Origin of the sequence: Burkholderia sp. WP42, assembly GCF_000745665.1 — a bacterium.
GTDB lineage: Bacteria > Pseudomonadota > Gammaproteobacteria > Burkholderiales > Burkholderiaceae > Burkholderia > Burkholderia vietnamiensis.
This window is the reverse complement of record NZ_JQJT01000032.1, coordinates 22,350-41,720: the sequence shown is the minus strand read 5'-3', so window position 1 is coordinate 41,720 and position 19,371 is coordinate 22,350. Positions and strand designations below refer to the sequence as shown.

Genomic DNA, 19,371 nt, shown 5'->3' with positions numbered 1-19,371 from the left:
GATGCAAACGAACCTCGCCGATTTCATCCGCAACACGGCCGACGGCGACGAGGCCGACGCGATCCTGCGCAAGTGCGTGCATTGCGGCTTCTGCACCGCGACGTGTCCGACCTACCAGCTGCTCGGCGACGAACTCGACGGCCCGCGCGGCCGCATCTACCTGATCAAGCAGATGGTCGAAGGCGCACCCGTCACGCGCAGCACGCAGCAGCACCTCGACCGCTGCCTCACCTGCCGCAGTTGCGAGACGACCTGCCCGTCGGGCGTGCAATACGGCCGGCTCGTCGAAATCGGCCGCAAGCACGTCGAGGCGCAGGTGCAGCGCCCGGCGCAGCAGCGGCTGATGCGCCGGCTGCTCGCGAGCGTCGTGCCGAACGCGGCGCTGTTCTCGCCGATGATGCGGCTCGGCCAGCACGTGCGGCCGCTGTTGCCGAAACGGCTGCGCGACAAGGTGCCGCCGCGCACGCGGCTGCTCGAGTGGCCGCAGCAGCCGCATGCGCGCAAGATGCTAATGCTCGGCGGCTGCGTGCAGCCGTCGATGCTGCCGAACATCAACATCGCGACCGCACGCGTGCTGGATGCGCTCGGCATCGAGACGGTCGTCGCGCCGGACGCCGGCTGCTGCGGCGCGATCCGGCTGCACCTGAACTATCACGACGACGCGCTCGACGACGCGCGCCGCAACATCGACGCGTGGTGGCCGCATGTCGAGCAAGGCGCCGAGGCGATCGTGATGAACGCATCGGGATGCGGCGCGACGGTGCTCGAATACGCGCACCTGCTGCGCGACGACCCGGCCTACGCGGAGAAGGCGCAGCGCATCGTCGCGCTCACGCGCGACATCTCCGACGTGCTGCTCGCGTCCGAGGCCGAGCTGGCGACGCTCGCGCGACGCCGCGCGATCCATACCGTCGCGTATCACCCGCCGTGCACGCTGCAGCACGGCCAGCAGTCGCGCGGCAAGGTCGAGCGCCTGCTCGAGACGCTCGGCATCGACGTGCGGCTGCCGGTCGACAGCCATCTGTGCTGCGGATCGGCCGGCACCTATTCGCTGACCCAGCCGTCGCTGTCGTACCGGCTGCGCAAGCAGAAGCTGCTGAAGCTGCAGGCGCTCGAACCGCAGATGATCGTATCCGGCAACGTCGGCTGCATCGCGCACCTGCAAAGCGGCACGCAGATTCCGGTCGTGCACTGGGTGCAGCTCGTCGAGCATCTGCTGTACGGCTGACGCGAGCGGCGGCCCGCTGCGGCGCGGCGCGCCGTCCGCCTGCCGTCCGTCCGCGTGCCGTCCGTATAATGGGCGCTTTGCTGCGGCGCATGCGGTGCCGCAGCGCGCCGTCTCCGCTTCAGTGCCAGCTTCCGTGCCCGTCATGTCCGATCTCGCCGCCCGCCTCGACTCCGTTCACCGCCGCATCGCCGACGCCGCCCGCGCAGCCGGCCGCGATCCCGCGACCGTCTCGCTGCTCGCCGTGTCGAAGACCTTCCCCGCCGACGACGTGCGCGCCGCGCACGCGGCCGGACAACGCGCGTTCGGCGAGAACTACGTCCAGGAATCGATCGACAAGATCGACGCGCTCGCCGACCTGCGCAGCGCGCTCGAATGGCATTTCATCGGGCCGCTGCAGTCGAACAAGACGCGCGCGGTGGCCGAGCGCTTCGACTGGGTTCATTCGGTCGACCGGCTGAAGATCGCGCAACGCCTGTCCGAACAGCGCCCGCCGCAGTTGCCGCCGCTGAACGTGTGCATCCAGGTCAACATCAGCGGCGAGGAATCGAAGAGCGGCGTCGCGCCGGCCGACGTGGCCGAGCTCGCACGCGCGGTCGCCGCGCTGCCGGCGCTGCGGCTGCGCGGCCTGATGGCGATCCCCGAGCCGGCCGGCGACACCGATGCGCAACGCGCGCCGCATCGCGCGCTGCACGCGCTGTTCGACACGCTGCGCGCGCACGGGCTGGCCCTCGACACGCTGTCGATGGGCATGTCCGCGGATCTCGAAGCGGCGGTGCTCGAAGGCGCGACGATCGTGCGCGTCGGCACCGCGATCTTCGGCGCGCGCGACTATTCGCACTGAGCGCCGCGCCGCCTTTCCGTTCACTCACTCGCTCAATCCGACATCATGAAAATCGCATTCATCGGCGGCGGCAACATGGCCGCGGCCCTGATCGGCGGGCTCGTCAAGCGCGGCGTCGCCGCCGACGGCCTGTACGCCATCGACGTCAACGAGGACGTGCGCGCGCGTGCCGCGCAGCAGTTCGGGATCCGCACCGGCGCGGCCGTCGACGCGACGCTCGCCGATTACGACGCGATCGTGCTCGCGGTGAAGCCGCAGGTGCTGAAGGAGGTCGCGCAGGCGCTCGCGCCGCACCTGAAGTCGCAGTTGGTGATCAGCATCGCGGCCGGCATCCGCGGCGCCGACCTCGCGCGCTGGCTCGGCGGCTACACGCGTGTCGTGCGCACGATGCCGAACACGCCGGCGCTGGTCGGCATGGGCGTGACGGGCCTCGCGGCGCTGCCGGGCGTCGACGCGACCGGTCGCGAACTGGCGTCGAGCGTGCTCGGCGCGGTCGGCGAGATCGTCTGGTTCGCCGACGAAGTGCAGCTCGACGCGGTCACCGCGATCTCGGGCAGCGGGCCGGCCTACGTGTTCTATTTCATCGAAGCGCTGCAGGAGGCCGCCCGCCGCCTCGGCCTGAACGACGAACAGGGCCGCGCGCTCGCGGTCGCGACGTTCGCCGGCGCCGCGCAGCTGGCCGCGCAGTCGGGCGAGCCGGCGAGCGTGCTGCGCGAGCGCGTGACGTCGAAAGGCGGCACGACGGCCGCCGCGCTCGCGTCGTTCGACGCGCAGCAGGTGAAGGAAGCGATCGTGCGCGGCGCGCTCGCTGCGCACGCGCGCGCGCAGGAAATGGGCGACGAGCTCGGCCGCGCGTAAGCGCTGCAGCCTGCGCCGGTTTCCCGGTGCGCCAACAAAAAAGCGGCCTCGGCCGCTTTTTTGTTGCATCGCGCCTTCGCGGCGCCTGCCAGCTCAGGCCGGTTCGGGCCGGTTCACGCCGGTTCAGTTACCGGCCGCACCGGCCACCAGATAGTGCGCGGCGATCCCGGCGAACAGCACGCCGCCAAGCCAGTTGTTGTGCCGGAATGCGGCGAAGCACGGCATCCGCTCGCGGTCCTTGATCAGCGTGTAGTGATACAGCGCGCAGCCGAGCGCCGCGGCCCAGCCGGCCCAGAACGCGAGCCCGAAGCCGAGCGTCGCGCCGATCCATGCGTAGATGCCGAGCGTCACCGCATAGCAGAGCATGATGGCCGCGACGTCGAAGCGGCCGAACGTCAGCGCGGACGTGCGGATCCCGATCTTGATGTCGTCGTCGCGGTCGACCATCGCATATTCGGTGTCGTACGCCACCGACCAGAACACGTTCGCGACCAGCATCACCCACGCGAGCGCCGGTACCGTGCCCTGCACGGCCGCGAACGCCATCGGGATGCCGAAGCCGAACGCGATGCCGAGGTACGCCTGCGGAATCGCGAAAAAGCGCTTCATGAACGGATACGAGCCGGCGACGAACAGCGCGACGACCGACAGCTCTTTCGTCAGCGTATTGAGCGGCAGGATCAGCAGGAACGCGACGAACGACAGCACCGCCGCGATCGCGACGGCCTCCCATGCGCGGATCTTGCCCGAGGTCAGCGGCCGATCGGCCGTGCGCTTCACGTGACGATCGAAATCGCGGTCGGCATAGTCGTTCATCGCGCAGCCGGCCGAGCGCATCAGCAGCGTGCCGAGCGCGAAGATCGCGACCAGCGGCCAGCGCGGACGGCCGTCCGACGCGATCCACAACGCGTTGAGCGTCGGCCACAGCAGCAGCAGGCTGCCGATCGGCTTGTCCATCCGGACGAGGCGCAGATACAGGGGAAAGCGGGCAAGCATGGCGAAACACCGGGTAGGGAATCCCGGCATTTTAGAGCCGAGCGGCGGTCCGCGTCATGTCGCGGTGGGCGGCGAGCCGCCGCAGGATGCGGGTCGGCGGCGCCGCGCGGGCCGTTGCGGCACGGCGCCGTAATCCGGGGCCGGATCCAGGGACGCAGGCCGGTCGGCATGCGGCGGGTAGGCGCTGGGTAAACCGAAAGCCTCGGACGACGCCGGCCGCGCGCTATACGGCCGGCAGTACGCGGCGGGTGATGGGCGAGCGACCGTGGCAGCCGACGTTACGCTGCTAGCTGTACGCAACCGACCGCGCGCTACCGAACGCACACCGGGCGGACCGTAGGCACGCGGCTTCACAGAAACCGACCGTACGCCGCGACCACCAAGCGACGACCGCACCCGACCGGCGACGGCCCGCGCCCCACCACCACCTTACGCGAGCAGCGACCGCAGCATCCATGCGGTCTTTTCATGCGTCTGCAGGCGTTGCGTCAGCAGGTCGGCGGTCGGCTCGTCGCGCGCCGCATCGGCGAGCGGGAAGATCTCGCGCGCGGTGCGCACGACGGTCTCGTGCCCTTCGACGAGCTGCCGGATCATCTCTTCGGCCGCCGGCACGCCGTTCGCTTCCGGCACCGACGACAGCTTTGCAAAATCGGCGAACGTGCCCGGCGCGACGACGCCGAGCGTGCGAATGCGCTCGGCGACCGAATCGACCGCGAGCCACAGTTCGTTGTACTGCTCCTCGAACATCAGGTGCAGCGTGTTGAACATCGGACCCGTGACGTTCCAGTGGAAGTTGTGGGTCTTCAGGTACAGCGAAAACGTGTCGGCGAGCAAACGCGACAGGCCGTCCGCGATCTTCTTGCGGTCCTTGTCGCTGATGCCGATGTTGATCTGCGTGACGTTGCCTTTCTTGGCCATCTTCGAGACTCCTTGTTCGAAACGTTGAACCGACGAAAGCGCGCGCAATCCGCATGCCGCATGCCGCGTCGCGGGCATCCGGGCGCGACTTGCCAGTCTAGCGCGATGAGCGAATCGTTGCGCTCAGTGTCCCGCCCCGAGCGACGCGAGCGCGTGCAGCGCCTGCGTGGCCAGCTCGGCCGCGCCGCCGATGACGATCGCGAACCCGAAGACGCGCCGTACCAGCTCGGCCGGCGTATATGCTGCGCGCATGTTGAGGATCATTTGCGTCATGGTCGTTTCTCCTTCGACAAGACCAGATGGTGGATCGGAAGAAAAAACGGCCGGTCGTGCGACCGGCCGCTTCACGTTGCAACGCGACGGACTATCGCGTCGCGATGCTCATGCGAGGTCGAAGCGGTCGAGGTTCATCACCTTGTTCCAGGCTGCGACGAAATCACGCACGAACTTCTCGTTCGCGTCGGCGCTGCCGTACACCTCGGCCAGCGCGCGCAGCTGCGAGTGCGAGCCGAAGATCAGGTCGACGCGCGTGCCGGTCCATTTCAGCTGCCCGCTCGCACGGTCGCGCCCTTCGAACACGTCGTTCGCCGCCGACGCCGGCTTCCACTCCGTGCCCATGTCGAGCAGGTTCACGAAGAAGTCGTTCGACAGCGTGCCCGGACGATCGGTGAACACGCCGTGCAGCGCGCCGCCCGCGTTCGCGCCCAGCACGCGCAGGCCGCCGATCAGCACGGTCATCTCCGGCGCCGTCAGCGTCAGCAGCTGCGCCTTGTCGACCAGCAGCGCCTCGGCCGGCGTCTTGTACGCAGCCTTCAGGTAGTTGCGGAAACCGTCGGCGACCGGCTCGAGCACGGCCATCGCGTCGACGTCCGTCTGCTCCTGCGACGCGTCCATCCGGCCCGCGGCGAACGGCACCGTGACCGCGACGCCCGCCTGCTTGGCGGCCTGTTCGACGCCGGCCGCACCGGCCAGCACGATCAGGTCGGCGAGCGACACCTTCTTGCCGCCCGTCTGCGCGTCGTTGAACGCCTTCTGCACGCCTTCGAGCGTCTCGAGGACCGCCGCGAGCGCCGCCGGCTGGTTCACTGCCCAGTCCTTCTGCGGGGCGAGGCGGATGCGTGCGCCGTTCGCGCCGCCGCGCTTGTCCGAGCCGCGGAACGTCGACGCCGACGCCCACGCGGTCGACACGAGTTGCGGCACGGTGAGCCCGGTCGCGAGGATCTTCGCCTTCAGCGCGGCCGCATCGGCGTCATCGATCAGCGGGTGGTCGACGGCGGGGATCGGGTCCTGCCACAGCAGTTCCTCGGCCGGCACTTCCGGGCCGAGATAGCGCGAGCGCGGGCCCATGTCGCGGTGCGTGAGCTTGAACCACGCACGCGCAAACGCGTCGGCGAACTCGTCCGGGTTCTCGTAGAAGCGGCGCGAGATCTTTTCGTAGGCCGGATCGAAGCGCAGCGACAGGTCGGTCGTCAGCATCGTCGGGCGATGCTTCTTCGACGGATCGAAGGCATCGGGAATCACCGCCTCGGCATCCTTCGCGACCCACTGGTGCGCGCCGGCCGGGCTCTTGGTCAGCTCCCATTCATAGCTGAACAGGTGCTTGAAGAAGTCGTTGCTCCATTGGGTCGGCGTCGACGTCCACGTGACTTCGAGGCCGCTCGTGATCGCGTCGCCGGCCTTGCCCGAGCCGTAAGTGCTCTTCCAGCCGAGGCCCTGCTGCTCGATGCCCGCCGCTTCCGGCTCGGCGCCGACGTGCGATGCCGGGCCCGCGCCGTGCGTCTTGCCGAACGTGTGACCGCCGGCGATCAGCGCGACCGTCTCTTCGTCGTTCATCGCCATGCGGGCGAACGTGTCGCGGATGTCGCGCGCGGCCGCCACCGGATCGGGCTTGCCGTCCGGGCCTTCCGGGTTCACGTAGATGAGGCCCATCTGCACGGCCGCGAGCGGATTCTCGAGATCGCGGTCGCCCGAGTAACGGCTGTTCGGGCCGCCGCTCAGTTCCAGCCAGATCTTTTCCGAACCCCAGTAGACGTCGTCCGGCTCCCACGTGTCGGCACGGCCGCCGCCGTAACCGAAGGTCTTGAAGCCCATCGATTCGAGCGCGACGTTGCCGGTCAGGATGAACAGGTCGGCCCACGAGATGTTGCGGCCGTACTTTTGCTTGATCGGCCACAGCAGGCGGCGCGCCTTGTCGAGGTTGCCGTTGTCGGGCCAGCTGTTCAGCGGCGCGAAGCGCTGCTGCCCGCCGCCCGCGCCGCCGCGCCCGTCGGCGATCCGGTACGTGCCCGCGCCATGCCAGGCCATCCGCACGAACAGGCCGCCGTAGTGACCGAAGTCGGCCGGCCACCAGTCCTGCGACATCGTCATCAGCGCATGCAGGTCGCGCTTCACCGCTGCGAGGTCGAGCTGCTTGAACGCCTGCGCGTAGTCGAACTCGGCGTCCATCGGATCGGACAGCGCCGAATGCCGGTGCAGGACCTCGAGGTTCAGCCGGTTCGGCCACCAGTCATGGTTCGACGTGCCGCCGGCCGCCGTGTGGTTGAACGGACATTTCGATTCGGTCGACATGCTTTTCTTCTCCATTGTTTGCTCGTAGGCCCCCACGTGCCGTGGCGCGGTCAGTGAAGCATTGCGGGGGATAAGACGGAACAGGCTCGTACACCTGTGTTGCTATCGGATGTCGTGCGTCGTGGCCGCAGCGCGGCCGGCCCGCCGATCCTGCGCGGCGGCTCTCATCCGCCGTACGCGCGGTCCGCGAGATACGCATACGCGAGCGGACCCAGGCTGCGGGCCGCGGCCCGCGCACGATTGACGACTTCATCGCGCAACGGCATGTTCCGCCGCGCGTGCTCCAATACCGATCGCATCATGACATCCTCCCCTGACCCTTGCACCCAGCGTGCAGACCGCGTTTGACCGGCCTGCTGCATCCATGTCGATCATTCTATTTTCATCTATCGACATTTTGAATTTGATAACTTGTATCTATGCGATAGGAAAAAATAAACGGGGCCTCGGAGCCCCGTTCATCGGCCGGCGCACGGCGTACGCCGCGCGTGCTCAGTTCATCGTCGCCGGCATGTCGAGCTTCGCGACGCCCGGCAGCTCGCAGGCGGCGATCGCCTCGCTGATCGCGTCGATCGCCGGCATCCGCGTGAAGCTCTTGCGCCACACGAGCACGACGCGACGGTCCGGCACCGGTTCGTGGAACGGCACGTACGACAGCAACTCGGCGTCGGGGCCGTTCGCGCGCGGGCCGATCTCGGCGACCGACATCCGCGGCAGCACCGTGATGCCGACGCCGCTCGCGACCATATGGCGGATCGTCTCGAGCGACGAGCCTTCGAAGGTCTTCTGGATCCCGTCGGCCGTCTGCGAGAAGCGCATCAGCTCCGGGCACACGCCGAGCACGTGATCGCGGAAGCAGTGGCCGTTGCCGAGCAGCAGCATGGTTTCCTGCTTCAGGTCCTCGGCGTCGATTTCCTCGCGCTTCTCCCACGGATGGCCGGCCGGCAACGCGACCACGAACGGCTCGTCGTACAGCGGCCGGACCATCAGGCCCGTTTCGGGGAACGGCAGCGCCATGATGGCCGCGTCGATCTCGCCCTGCTTGAGCAGCTCGAGCAGCTTCAGCGTGTAGTTCTCCTGCAGCATCAGCGGCATCTGCGGCACGCGCTGGATCATCTGCTTGACGAGCGTCGGCAGCAGGTACGGCCCGATCGTATAGATCACGCCGAGCCGGAACGGGCCGACCAGCGGGTCCTTGCCCTGCTTCGCGATCTCCTTGATCGCGAAGGTCTGCTCGAGCACGCGCTGCGCCTGCGTGACGATCTGGTCGCCGATCGGCGTCACGCTCACTTCGCTCGCGCCGCGCTCGAAGATCTGCACGTTGAGCTCGTCTTCCAGCTTCTTGATCGCCACCGACAGCGTCGGCTGGCTCACGAAGCACGCTTCGGCCGCGCGGCCGAAATGCCGCTCGCGCGCCACCGCGACGATGTATTTCAGTTCGGTCAGGGTCATTGTGGGTCAATCAGGGATATGCATGCGATAGGTTTAATTTATACACCTACCGGCACCGGTTCGCAAAGTTTCTCTGTATCGCGGGCCGTCAGCGCCGGGCCGACGCGTGCTTTTCGATCCGGCCCCGCGCCGACCAGTCAGGCCTTCAGGTACTGTTCGCGCGCGCCGAGCCAGCGCGCGAGATGCTGCGTGACCACGTCCGGATACGCGGCGATCAGCCGCGACGCCGCGTCGCGCGCCGGATCGATCAGCCAGCCGTCGGTCTCGAGGTTCGCGAAGCGCAGCATCGCCGCGCCCGACTGGCGGGCGCCGAGGAATTCACCGGGTCCGCGGATCTCGAGATCGCGCCGCGCGATCTCGAAGCCGTCGGTCGTCTCGCGCATCGTCTTGAGCCGCTCGCGGCCGGCGAGCGACAGCGGCCCCGAGTACAGCAGCACGCACACCGACGCCGCGGTGCCGCGCCCGACCCGGCCGCGCAGCTGGTGCAGCTGCGCGAGGCCGAAGCGCTCCGCGTGCTCGATCACCATCAGCGACGCGTTCGGCACGTCGACGCCGACTTCGATCACGGTCGTCGCGACCAGCAGCTGCACGTCGTTGCGCGTGAACGCGTCCATCACGGCCGCCTTGTCGGCGGGCGACAGCCGGCCGTGCACCAGCCCGACCTTCAGCTCGGGCAGCGCCGCGGCGAGCGTCTCGTAGGTCTCGACGGCCGTCTGCAGCTGCAGCGTCTCGCTCTCCTCGATCAGCGGGCACACCCAGTAGACCTGACGCCCGGTCAGTGCGGCCTCGCGCACGCGCGCGATCACCTCGCCGCGCCGCGCGTCGGCGACGAGCCGCGTGAGCACCGGCGTGCGGCCCGGCGGGAGCTCGTCGATCGTCGACACTTCGAGATCGGCGTAGTACGTCATCGCGAGCGTGCGAGGGATCGGCGTGGCCGACATCATCAGCTGGTGCGGCTGGAAGTCGCGCGCGCCGTTGGCCGCGTTCGCCGCCTTCGCGCGCAGCGCGAGACGCTGCTCGACGCCGAAGCGATGCTGCTCGTCGACGATCACGAGGCCGAGCCGCGCGAACTCGACGGTGTCCTGGATGATCGCGTGCGTGCCGATCACGAGCTGCGCGGTGCCGAGCGCCGCGGCTTCGATCGCCGCGCGTTTCTCCTTGGCCTTCAGGCTGCCCGCGAGCCAGGCGACCGAGACGCCGAGCGGCTCGAGCCATGCGCGCAGTTTGCGCGCATGCTGTTCCGCGAGGATTTCGGTCGGCGCCATCAGCGCGGCCTGGTAACCGGCGTCGATCGCCTGCGTCGCGGCCAGCGCGGCGACGACCGTCTTGCCGCTGCCGACGTCGCCCTGCAGCAGGCGCTGCATCGGGTGCGGCAGCGTCAGGTCGTACGCGATCTCGTCGACGACGCGCGACTGCGCGCCGGTCAGCGTGAACGGCAGCGCCGCGTACAGACGGGTGGTCAGCGAGCCGGCGTCGTCCGCGGCGCGGCGCGGCATCGCCGGCGCCGAGCGCGTGCGGCGCTCCTCGTGTGCGCGCTTGAGCGACAGCTGCTGCGCGAGCAGCTCCTCGAACTTGATGCGCGTCCAGGCCGGGTGCGAGCCGTCCATCAGCGCCGCCTCGTCGGAATCGACGCCGGGGTGATGCAGGATGCGCACGGCCTGCGCGAGCGTCGGCACGCCGAGCGGCTTCAGGTAGTCGCGTTCGATCTCGGGCGGCAGCAGCTCCGGCAGCGGCGTACGCTCGACCGCGTTTTCGATCGCCTTGCGCAGATACGCCTGCGACACGCCGGCCGTGCTCGGATAAACGGGCGTGAGCACCTGCGGCAGCGGCGCATCGGCTTCCACCACGCGCACGGCCGGATGCACCATCTCCATCCCGAAGAAGCCGCCGCGCACGTCGCCGCGCACGCGCAACCGCTGGCCGACGGCCATCTGCTTGACCTGCGAGCCGTAGAAATTCAGGAAGCGCAGCACGAGCTGCGCGCCGTCGTCGTCGCGGATCTTCACGACCAGCTGGCGACGCGGCCGATATGCGACCTCGTTGTCGAACACGACGCCTTCGGTCTGCGCGATGCCGCCCGGCAGCAGCTCGTCGATCGGCGTGAGCGTGGTTTCGTCCTCGTAGCGCATCGGCAGATGCAGCACGAGGTCGATCGAGCGGGTAAGGCCGAGCTTGGCGAGCTTGTCGGCCGTCTTCACGGGCTTGTCGGCGGCCGGCTTCTTCTTGCGCTTCGGAGCTGCGGCGCCGGTGGCGGCCGCGCCGGCTTCGTCGACGTCGCCGGCCGCTGCGGCATCGGCATCGGCCTGCTGCGCGGCGGCCGGCTGCGCGAGCCGCCCGTCGGCGCGGCGCCGCGGGCTCGCGCGGCGCGCCGGCGCACCTTCCGGCTGGCCGCCCGGGCCGGGCGACGCGGCGGCGTCCGCGTCGAACGGATCGGCGGGATCGGCTGAATCGGCAACGGTGGCGGCGCTACGGCGTGGTGACACAGGCATCGGATCGTCAGGGTGCTTCACAAGGCAAGTACAATAGCGGCTTTCACGTCGTCCGAACGAACGACGCCGGCCAGGCCGCGGACCCCGCCATCATAGCGGCTCGCGCGCGCCATTCACGCATTTCCGCCCTGTCGGCGGCGCCCGCCGGCCGTTCCGAACCAGCCCGCATGTTCACGCTCTCCGATTTCGATTTCAATCTGCCGCCCGAGCTGATTGCCCAAACCGCGCTGCCCGAGCGCACCGCGAGCCGCCTGCTCGAGGTCGACGGCACCGTGGCGCCCGCGCGCCTCGTCGATCGCCGCTTCGCCGAGCTGCCGTCGTGCATCGCGCGCGGCGACCTGCTCGTGTTCAACGATACCAAGGTGCTGAAGGCGCGCTTCTTCGGCCAGAAGGCCAGCGGCGGCAAGATCGAGGTGCTGATCGAGCGCGTGACCGGCACGCACACGGCGCTCGCGCAGATCCGCGCGAGCAAGTCGCCGGGCGCCGGCACGACGCTGCGGCTGGCCGACGCGTTCGACGTGACGGTCGGCGAACGCGTCGAGCCGTTCTTCACGCTGCACTTCCCGCAGCCGTGCCTCACGCTGATCGAGCAGTACGGCCGGCTGCCGCTGCCGCCGTACATCGAGCACGACGCCGACGCGACCGACGAGACGCGCTATCAGACCGTCTATGCGAGCAACCCCGGCGCCGTCGCGGCGCCCACGGCCGGCCTCCATTTCGACCAGCCGCTGCTGGAGAAGCTCGACGCGATGGGCGTCGAGCGCGCGACGCTGACGCTGCACGTGGGCGCCGGCACGTTCCAGCCGGTGCGCGTCGAGAACATCGCCGAGCACCGGATGCACAGCGAGTGGTACGAACTGCCGCAGTCGCTGGTCGACAAGATCGCCGCGACCCGCGCGCGCGGCGGCAACGTGATCGCGGTCGGCACGACGTCGATGCGCGCGCTCGAAGCCGCGGCGCGCAGCGCCGAAGCCGCCGGCCGGCCGCTCGCGGCGACCCAGGACGAAACCGACATCTTCATCACGCCCGGCTACCGTTTTCGCGTCGTCGACCGGCTGGTGACGAATTTCCACCTGCCGAAATCGACGCTGCTGATGCTGGTGTCCGCGTTCGCGGGCGTCGAGACGATCCGCGCCGCGTACCGGCACGCGATCGACGAGCGCTACCGGTTCTTCAGCTACGGCGACGCGATGCTGCTCACGCGGCGCGACACGCCGGAGCACGCGTAAGCGCGGCCGCTTCGCCATCGCTTCACCGCCGTTTCACCGCTGTTTCACCGCCGCGCGCGCCACGCGCCGCCGCAACCGCTTTTTCCCGCCGCCCTTTCCGGGCGGCGTTTCGCAACATGCGCCGGACTGTTTTCCGGTAGCAAGGAGAATCACGCGATGACCGAAGGTTCATCCCACGACACGCACGCGAGCGCCGACGTGCACGAACGCCCGGCAAACGGGCTCGAATTCGAGCTGCTGACCACCGACGGCCACGCGCGCCGCGGCCGCGTCAAGCTCAACCACGGCGTGGTCGAGACGCCGATCTTCATGCCGGTCGGCACGTACGGCACGGTCAAGGCGATCCAGCCGCGCGAGCTGCACGAGATCAACGCGCAGATCATCCTCGGCAACACCTTCCACCTGTGGCTGCGCCCCGGCCTCGACACCATCGACGCGCACGGCGGGCTGCACCGCTTCATGGGCTGGAACAAGCCGATCCTGACCGACTCGGGCGGCTTCCAGGTGTTCTCGCTCGGCGACCTGCGCAAGATCACCGAGGACGGCGTCACGTTCGCGTCGCCGATCAACGGCGACAAGCTGTTCCTGTCGCCGGAAGTGTCGATGCAGATCCAGAAGGTGCTGAACTCCGACATCGTCATGCAGTTCGACGAGTGCACGCCGTACGCGACCAACGGCGTGCCGACCACGCACAAGGAAGCGGCCGATTCGATGCGCATGTCGCTGCGCTGGGCGAAGCGCTCGCTCGACGAATTCGACCGGCTCGGCAATCCGAACGCGCTGTTCGGGATCGTCCAGGGCGGGATGTTCGAGGACCTGCGCGACGAATCGCTCGCGGGCCTGTCGGAGCTCGGCTTTCACGGCCTCGCGATCGGCGGGCTGTCGGTCGGCGAGCCGAAGGAAGACATGATGCGCGTGCTGCGGCACGTCGGCCCGAAGCTGCCGGCCGACAAGCCGCACTACCTGATGGGCGTCGGCACGCCGGAAGACCTGGTCGACGGCGTCGCGAACGGCATCGACATGTTCGACTGCGTGATGCCGACCCGCAACGCGCGCAACGGCTGGCTGTTCACGCGCTTCGGCGACGTGAAGATCCGCAACGCGACGCACAAGAATTCGCTGAAGCCGCTCGATCCGACCTGCAGCTGCTACACGTGCCGGAACTTCTCGCGCGGCTATCTGCACCATCTGCATCGCGTCGGCGAAATCCTCGGCGCGCAGCTGAACACGATCCACAACCTGCACTACTACCTGCAGCTGATGAGCGAGATTCGCGAAGCGATCGAAACGCATACGTTCGACGCGTTCCGCCAGCGCTTCGCGCAGGATCGCGCGACCGGGGTCGACTGAACGGACGGCGCGCAGGCCGTGCATGCGCGCGGCCTGTATCACGACCCGCATAACAACCCGTCTCGCTCGCCGCAACCGGCAGTCGCGGCCGACGAATATTACAATCAGCTTTCCAGACGCGCGACAGCGGTGCCGGTTCGTGCTTTAACAGCTTGATCCGAAAGCGCATTTGCTGCGCCGTTTGCGCTTGGGGCCGGTGGTAGAATAACCGGCTTATTTTTCGATCTTCCCCTACGGAGAGACCAACGTGCCGTTCATTTCCAATGCCTTCGCGCAAGGTGCCGGTGGCGCCGAATCGAGCCTGATGAGCTTTCTGCCGCTCATCCTGATGTTCGCGGTGCTGTACTTCATCATGATCCGTCCGCAGATGAAGCGCCAGAAGGAGCACCGCAACATGCTCGCGGCCATGGCGAAGGGCGACGAAGTCGTCACGAGCGGCGGCCTCGTCGGCAAGGTGACGAAGGTTTCCGAAGGCTACATCGGCGTCGAGATCGCCGAAGGCACCGAAATCACCGTGCAGAAGTCTGCGGTCACGACCATTCTGCCGAAGGGCACGATCAAGTCGCTGTAAGGCTTTCAACGAGCGTCCGGCTCCCCGCGTCGTGCCCGCCTGACAGCGCGGGCCGGCGCGGCGCCGGACGCGACGCTTTCACGCCAACCATCCGTTCGGCCCCCTCATGAATCGTTATCCAATCTGGAAATATGTCGTGATGGTCGTGGCGCTCGCCATCGGCTTTCTGTACACATTGCCCAACTTCTTCGGCGAAGCGCCGGCGGTGCAGGTGTCGAGCGGCAAGGCCACGGTCAAGCTCGACTCGGCCACGCTGAGCCAGGTCGAAGCCGCGCTCGCGTCCGCACAGATCAAGCCGGACGACGTGACCTTCGAGAACACGGCGACCAACGCGAACATCCGCGTGCGCCTGAAGGACACCGATACGCAGCTGCGCGTCAAGGACCTGCTGCAGAAGTCGCTGAATACCGACCCGAACGATCCGCAGTACGTCGTCGCGCTGAACCTGCAGAGCGCGTCGCCGCGCTGGCTGACGGCCATCCACGCGCTGCCGATGTACCTCGGCCTCGACCTGCGCGGCGGCGTCCACTTCCTGCTGCAGGTCGACATGACCGGCGCGCTGACGAAGAAGCTCGACTCCGACGCGACCGACGCGCGCGCCTTGCTGCGCGACAAGAACATCCGCGACGGCGGCGTGAGCCGCGTCGATCAGTCCGTCGTCGTGAATTTCAGCGACGCGCAGACGGCCGAAGACGCGCTCAAGGCGCTCGCCGCGTCGATCACCGAACTGCAATGGGCGACCCAGCCGGGCGGCGGCGGCACGCAAGTGGTCGGCACCTTCACGCCGGCCGTGCAGAAGTCCGTCGAGGACGCCGCGCTCAAGCAGAACCTGACCACGCTGCACAATCGCGTGAACGAGCTCGGCGTGTCCGAGCCGATCCTGCAGCAGCAAGGCAGCGACCGCATCGTCGTCGAGCTGCCGGGCGTGCAGGACACCGCGAAGGCGAAGGACATCATCGGCCGCACCGCGACGCTCGAGGCGCGCCTCGCCGATCCGATCAACACGCACCCGAACCCGAACGACCCGGTGCCGCCGGGCGAGGAACTGTTCACGCAGGGCAACCAGGCGCCCGTGCTGCTGAAGAAGGACGTGATCTTCACCGGCGACCGCATCATCGACGCGTCGGCCGGCTTCGACGAACACCAGCGTCCGTCGGTCAACATCCGTCTCGACTCGGCGGGCGGCCGCTCGGTGCGCGCGGTGTCGCGCGAGAACATCGGCAAGCCGATGGCGATGGTGCTGTTCGAGAAGGGCAAGGGCGAAGTGCTGACGGTCGCGACGATCCAGTCCGAACTCGGCGACCGCTTCCAGATCACCGGCCAGCCGACGCCGCAGGCCGCGGCCGACCTCGCGCTGCTGCTGCGCGCCGGCTCGCTCGCCGCACCGATGGACATCATCGAAGAACGCACGATCGGCCCGAGCCTCGGCGCGGACAACATCAAGATGGGCGTCCACTCGGTGATCTGGGGCTTCTGCGCGATCGCCGTGTTCATGGTCGCGTACTACATGCTGTTCGGCGTGATCTCGGTGATCGGCCTGTCGGTGAACCTGCTGCTGCTCGTCGCGGTGCTGTCGCTGATGCAGGCGACGCTGACGCTGCCGGGCATCGCGGCAATCGCGCTCGCGCTCGGCATGGCGATCGACTCGAACGTGCTGATCAACGAGCGCGTGCGTGAAGAACTGCGCGCCGGCCAGCCGCCGCAGCTCGCGATCCAGTCGGGCTACGCGCACGCCTGGGCGACGATTCTCGACTCCAACGTGACGACGCTGATCGCCGGCCTCGCGCTGCTCGCGTTCGGCTCGGGCCCGGTGCGCGCGTTCGCGATCGTGCACTGCCTCGGCATCCTGACGTCGATGTTCTCCGCGGTGTTCTTCTCGCGCGGGATCGTCAACCTCTGGTACGGCGGCCGCAAGAAGCTGAAGTCGCTCGCGATCGGCCAGGTGTGGAAGCCGGAAGGCGCGGCGGCCGGCGCGACGTTCGCGGCAGCCGACGAATCGACCGACACCGCGCGCGCCGCGAAGCTCGCCGCGCCCGCGAAAGGCAATGGGCCGCGCGCCGGCAAGCCGCAGCTGCGCAACCGCGCGCAGCCTGGCGTGCCGCCGAAGAAACCGGGCTCGACCCAATAAGGCGCCGGAGACGAAGCCATGGAATTTTTCCGCATCCGTAAAGACATTCCGTTCATGCGGCACGCGCTGGTGTTCAACGTGATCTCGCTGGTCACGTTCATCGCCGCCGTGTTCTTCCTGTTCCACCGAGGGCTGCACCTGTCCGTCGAATTCACCGGCGGCACGGTGATCGAGGTCCAGTACCAGCAGGCCGCGCAGCTCGAACCCGTGCGCGACACGCTCGGGAAGCTCGGCTACGCCGATGCGCAGGTGCAGAACTTCGGCACGTCGCGCAACGTGCTGATCCGCCTGCAGCTCAAGCAAGGCCTCACGTCCGCGCAGCAGAGCGACCAGGTGATGGCCGCGCTGAAGGCGCAGAGCCCCGACGTGACGCTGCAGCGCGTCGAGTTCGTCGGCCCGCAGGTCGGCCGCGAGCTCGCGACCGACGGGCTGCTCGCGCTCGCGTGCGTCGTGATCGGCATCGTGATCTACCTGTCGTTCCGCTTCGAATGGAAGTACGCGGTCGCCGGCATCATCGCCAACCTGCACGACGTCGTGATCATTCTCGGCTTCTTCGCGTTCTTCCAGTGGGAGTTCTCGCTGGCGGTGCTCGCGGCGATCCTCGCGGTGCTCGGCTACTCGGTCAACGAGTCAGTGGTCATCTTCGACCGGATCCGCGAGACGTTCCGCCGCGAACGCAAGATGAGCGTGCAGGAAGTGATCAACCACGCGATCACGACCACCATGTCGCGTACGATCATCACGCACACGTCGACGGAAATGATGGTGCTGTCGATGTTCTTCTTCGGCGGCCCGACGCTGCACTACTTCGCACTCGCGCTGACGGTCGGCATCATGTTCGGCATCTACTCGTCGGTGTTCGTCGCGGGCTCGCTCGCGATGTGGCTCGGCATCAAGCGCGAAGACCTCGTCAAGGAAAAGAAGACGGCCCACGATCCGGACGATCCGAACGCGGGCGCGCAGGTTTGAGCGGCGCGGCGTTTGGGGGCTTTTTCGGCGGCTTTTTCGGCCGCTTTCCGAAGTAGCGAAAGGCCGGTTCCTCAGGGACCGGCCTTTTTTTATCGGCGTGCGGTTTGCCGCCTGTCGCCTATCGCGATGCCGCCGCGCGGGCGTCGGCTACAATCGCGACACCGCCCCGCCCCGTCCCGCCACTGGCCGAAGCCGCGCTCCTCATGAACCCCGTCATGCCTGCCATTCGTCGCGTCGTCGCGTCGCGCACCGGTGCGATCACCGCGGCGGTGTTCATTGCATTTGCATTCGAATTGGCGCCCGCGGCGCTCGCGCAAACCGTCCCGGCCAGCGCCACTACCGCCACCACCGCCCTGCCCGCGCCCGCCGCCGCGCCGCTACCTTCCCCGTGTCCGCCCGACTGGGAAGCGCAGCTCTGCGAACTGAAAGCGGCAATCGAAGTGCTGAAGAAGCAGCATCTGACCGACGTCGACATCGGCGCGCTGCTCGACGCGACCGTGCACGCCGGGATCAAGACGCTGCCGTATGCGCGCTTCTTCAACGCGGCCGAGCGCCGGCAGCAGCTCGACGACGAGCGCCGCGCGCGCGACGGCACGCCGGGCATCGGCATCGTGTTCGAAACGCGGCCCGACGGCCTGCACATCATCGACGTGATTCCCGACGCGCCCGCGGAGAAGGCCGGCGTGCGGCCCGACGATCTCGTCGTCGCGATGAACGACCAGAGCGTGGTCGGGCTCGACAGCGCCGACGTCGTGAAGCTCGCGAAAGGCGACGCGGGCGTGCCGCTGAAGCTGACGATACGGCGCGGCCCCGGGCAGGCGACGCTCGTCGTCGCGCCGGTGCGCGCGATCGTCCGCCCGCACCCGGCGAGCGCGAAGCGGCTCGCCGGCGACATCCTGTACACGCGGCTGTCGAGCTTCCCCGAGCCCGCGGTCGGCAACTACATCGACGCGGTCGAGGCCGCGCGCCGCAATGGTCCGCCGGTGAAAGGCGTGATCCTCGATCTGCGCATCAATGGCGGCGGCGCGCTGAATGCGGCGATCGGCATCACCGCGCTGTTCGCCGGGCGCGAGCGCACCGCGATGGTGACGCTCGAACGCGACGGCAGGAACCGCCGCCGCATCACGACCAACTGGCCGGACTACGAACTGCCGGTGATGCACGGTCAGGATCCGCTCGCGCCGCTGCAGGCCGACGACTGGTGGCGCACCGTGCCGCTCGTCGTGCTCGTCGACGGCCAGAGCGCGTCGGCGGCCGAAGCGACCGCGGCCGCGCTGCGCGATCTCGGGCGCGCGCGGCTGCTCGGCATGCCGACCTACGGCAAGGGGCTCGCGCAGACGGGCGTCGATCTGATCGACGGCACGCGGCTCAATCTGACGTTCGCGCGCAACCTGCGGCCGAACGGCTGCCCGATGGACGGCTACGGCGTCGTGCCCGACTGGCTCGTCCCGCCGCGCCGCGACTCGGACGTCGACGGCGTGCTGCTGTGGTACCGCGAGGTCGATCTCGCGCGTGCGCCGTATGCGGACCGGCTCGCGCCCGATCCGTTCGCCACGGTGCGCGACGCCCGGCGCAAGCTGCGCGACGCGCGCGTGCGCGCGAAGGTCGAGATGTCGAAGAGCGCGGCGCTGCCGCAGCGCGAATTCGGCACGGCCGCGGACTGGCAGCTGCGCCAGGCGCTGGCCGCGCTCGCCGGGCAGCCGGTGCAGACCGTCGCCGCGCCCGCGCAGCTGATGCCGGCCCAGCCGGTATGCGAGCGCCGCGACGACTGACG

The 19,371-nt window shown here is 68.6% G+C and carries 15 protein-coding genes; 9 read left to right on the top strand and 6 right to left on the bottom strand.

Translation table 11 applies throughout. The features are described from left to right. Nucleotide 1 precedes the first annotated feature (1 nt). The 3 genes from glcF to proC all read left to right on the top strand — a co-directional run bounded on the left by glcF (nt 2) and on the right by proC (nt 2,927). Nucleotides 2–1,228: a glycolate oxidase subunit GlcF gene (glcF, locus tag EX20_RS19615; protein ID WP_034194445.1), complete on the top strand. Its 1,227-nt coding sequence runs from the start codon at nt 2–4 to the stop codon at nt 1,226–1,228. 142 nt (nt 1,229–1,370) lie between these two features. Beyond that, on the top strand, nt 1,371–2,069 hold the full coding sequence (locus tag EX20_RS19610; protein ID WP_011883328.1) for a YggS family pyridoxal phosphate-dependent enzyme: 699 nt from the start codon (nt 1,371–1,373) through the stop codon (nt 2,067–2,069). A gap of 45 nt (nt 2,070–2,114) precedes the next feature. Further along, entirely contained in the window at nt 2,115–2,927 is an 813-nt protein-coding gene (gene proC / locus EX20_RS19605; protein WP_011883327.1) for a pyrroline-5-carboxylate reductase, read from the top strand. Nucleotides 2,928–3,050: 123 nt separating this feature from the next. Here the strand turns inward: proC and ubiA are convergent, their stop codons facing one another. The 6 genes from ubiA to recG all read right to left on the bottom strand — a co-directional run bounded on the left by ubiA (nt 3,051) and on the right by recG (nt 11,350). Next, nucleotides 3,051–3,923, bottom strand: coding sequence for a 4-hydroxybenzoate octaprenyltransferase (gene ubiA, locus EX20_RS19600; RefSeq protein ID WP_011883326.1), 873 nt, complete (start codon nt 3,921–3,923; stop codon nt 3,051–3,053). 429 nt (nt 3,924–4,352) lie between these two features. After that, the gene (gene dpsA, locus EX20_RS19595) at nt 4,353–4,841 is read right to left on the bottom strand and encodes a non-specific DNA-binding protein DpsA (RefSeq protein ID WP_011883325.1); all 489 of its coding nucleotides are present in this window, start codon (nt 4,839–4,841) and stop codon (nt 4,353–4,355) included. Between the two features lie 123 nt (nt 4,842–4,964). Beyond that, nucleotides 4,965–5,114, bottom strand: coding sequence for a hypothetical protein (locus EX20_RS32580; protein WP_011883324.1), 150 nt, complete (start codon nt 5,112–5,114; stop codon nt 4,965–4,967). Between the two features lie 108 nt (nt 5,115–5,222). Then, entirely contained in the window at nt 5,223–7,409 is a 2,187-nt protein-coding gene (katG, locus tag EX20_RS19590; RefSeq protein ID WP_034194463.1) for a catalase/peroxidase HPI, read from the bottom strand. A gap of 492 nt (nt 7,410–7,901) precedes the next feature. Next, the gene (locus tag EX20_RS19585; protein ID WP_011883322.1) at nt 7,902–8,861 is read right to left on the bottom strand and encodes a LysR substrate-binding domain-containing protein; all 960 of its coding nucleotides are present in this window, start codon (nt 8,859–8,861) and stop codon (nt 7,902–7,904) included. Nucleotides 8,862–8,998: 137 nt separating this feature from the next. After that, a complete protein-coding gene (gene recG, locus EX20_RS19580; RefSeq protein WP_034194444.1) occupies nt 8,999–11,350 on the bottom strand; it encodes an ATP-dependent DNA helicase RecG in 2,352 nt (783 codons plus the stop codon). Nucleotides 11,351–11,517: 167 nt separating this feature from the next. Between recG and queA the strand changes: the two genes are divergently transcribed. The 6 genes from queA (at nt 11,518) to EX20_RS19550 (ending at nt 19,369) form a co-directional block, all read left to right on the top strand. Further along, on the top strand, nt 11,518–12,579 hold the full coding sequence (queA, locus tag EX20_RS19575; RefSeq protein WP_034194443.1) for a tRNA preQ1(34) S-adenosylmethionine ribosyltransferase-isomerase QueA: 1,062 nt from the start codon (nt 11,518–11,520) through the stop codon (nt 12,577–12,579). A 156-nt stretch (nt 12,580–12,735) separates the two neighbouring features. After that, nucleotides 12,736–13,929, top strand: a complete 1,194-nt coding sequence (gene tgt / locus EX20_RS19570; RefSeq protein WP_034194442.1) for a tRNA guanosine(34) transglycosylase Tgt — start codon at nt 12,736–12,738, stop codon at nt 13,927–13,929. 247 nt (nt 13,930–14,176) lie between these two features. Continuing rightward, nucleotides 14,177–14,500 carry a preprotein translocase subunit YajC gene (yajC, locus tag EX20_RS19565; RefSeq protein WP_011883318.1) on the top strand — a complete coding sequence of 108 codons (324 nt, stop codon included), beginning with the start codon at nt 14,177–14,179 and terminating at the stop codon, nt 14,498–14,500. Between the two features lie 106 nt (nt 14,501–14,606). Then, nucleotides 14,607–16,628, top strand: coding sequence for a protein translocase subunit SecD (gene secD, locus EX20_RS19560; protein WP_011883317.1), 2,022 nt, complete (start codon nt 14,607–14,609; stop codon nt 16,626–16,628). Between the two features lie 18 nt (nt 16,629–16,646). Next, nucleotides 16,647–17,597 carry a protein translocase subunit SecF gene (secF, locus tag EX20_RS19555; RefSeq protein WP_011883316.1) on the top strand — a complete coding sequence of 317 codons (951 nt, stop codon included), beginning with the start codon at nt 16,647–16,649 and terminating at the stop codon, nt 17,595–17,597. Between the two features lie 203 nt (nt 17,598–17,800). Beyond that, nucleotides 17,801–19,369, top strand: coding sequence for a S41 family peptidase (locus EX20_RS19550; RefSeq protein ID WP_175464259.1), 1,569 nt, complete (start codon nt 17,801–17,803; stop codon nt 19,367–19,369). Nucleotides 19,370–19,371 lie beyond the last annotated feature (2 nt).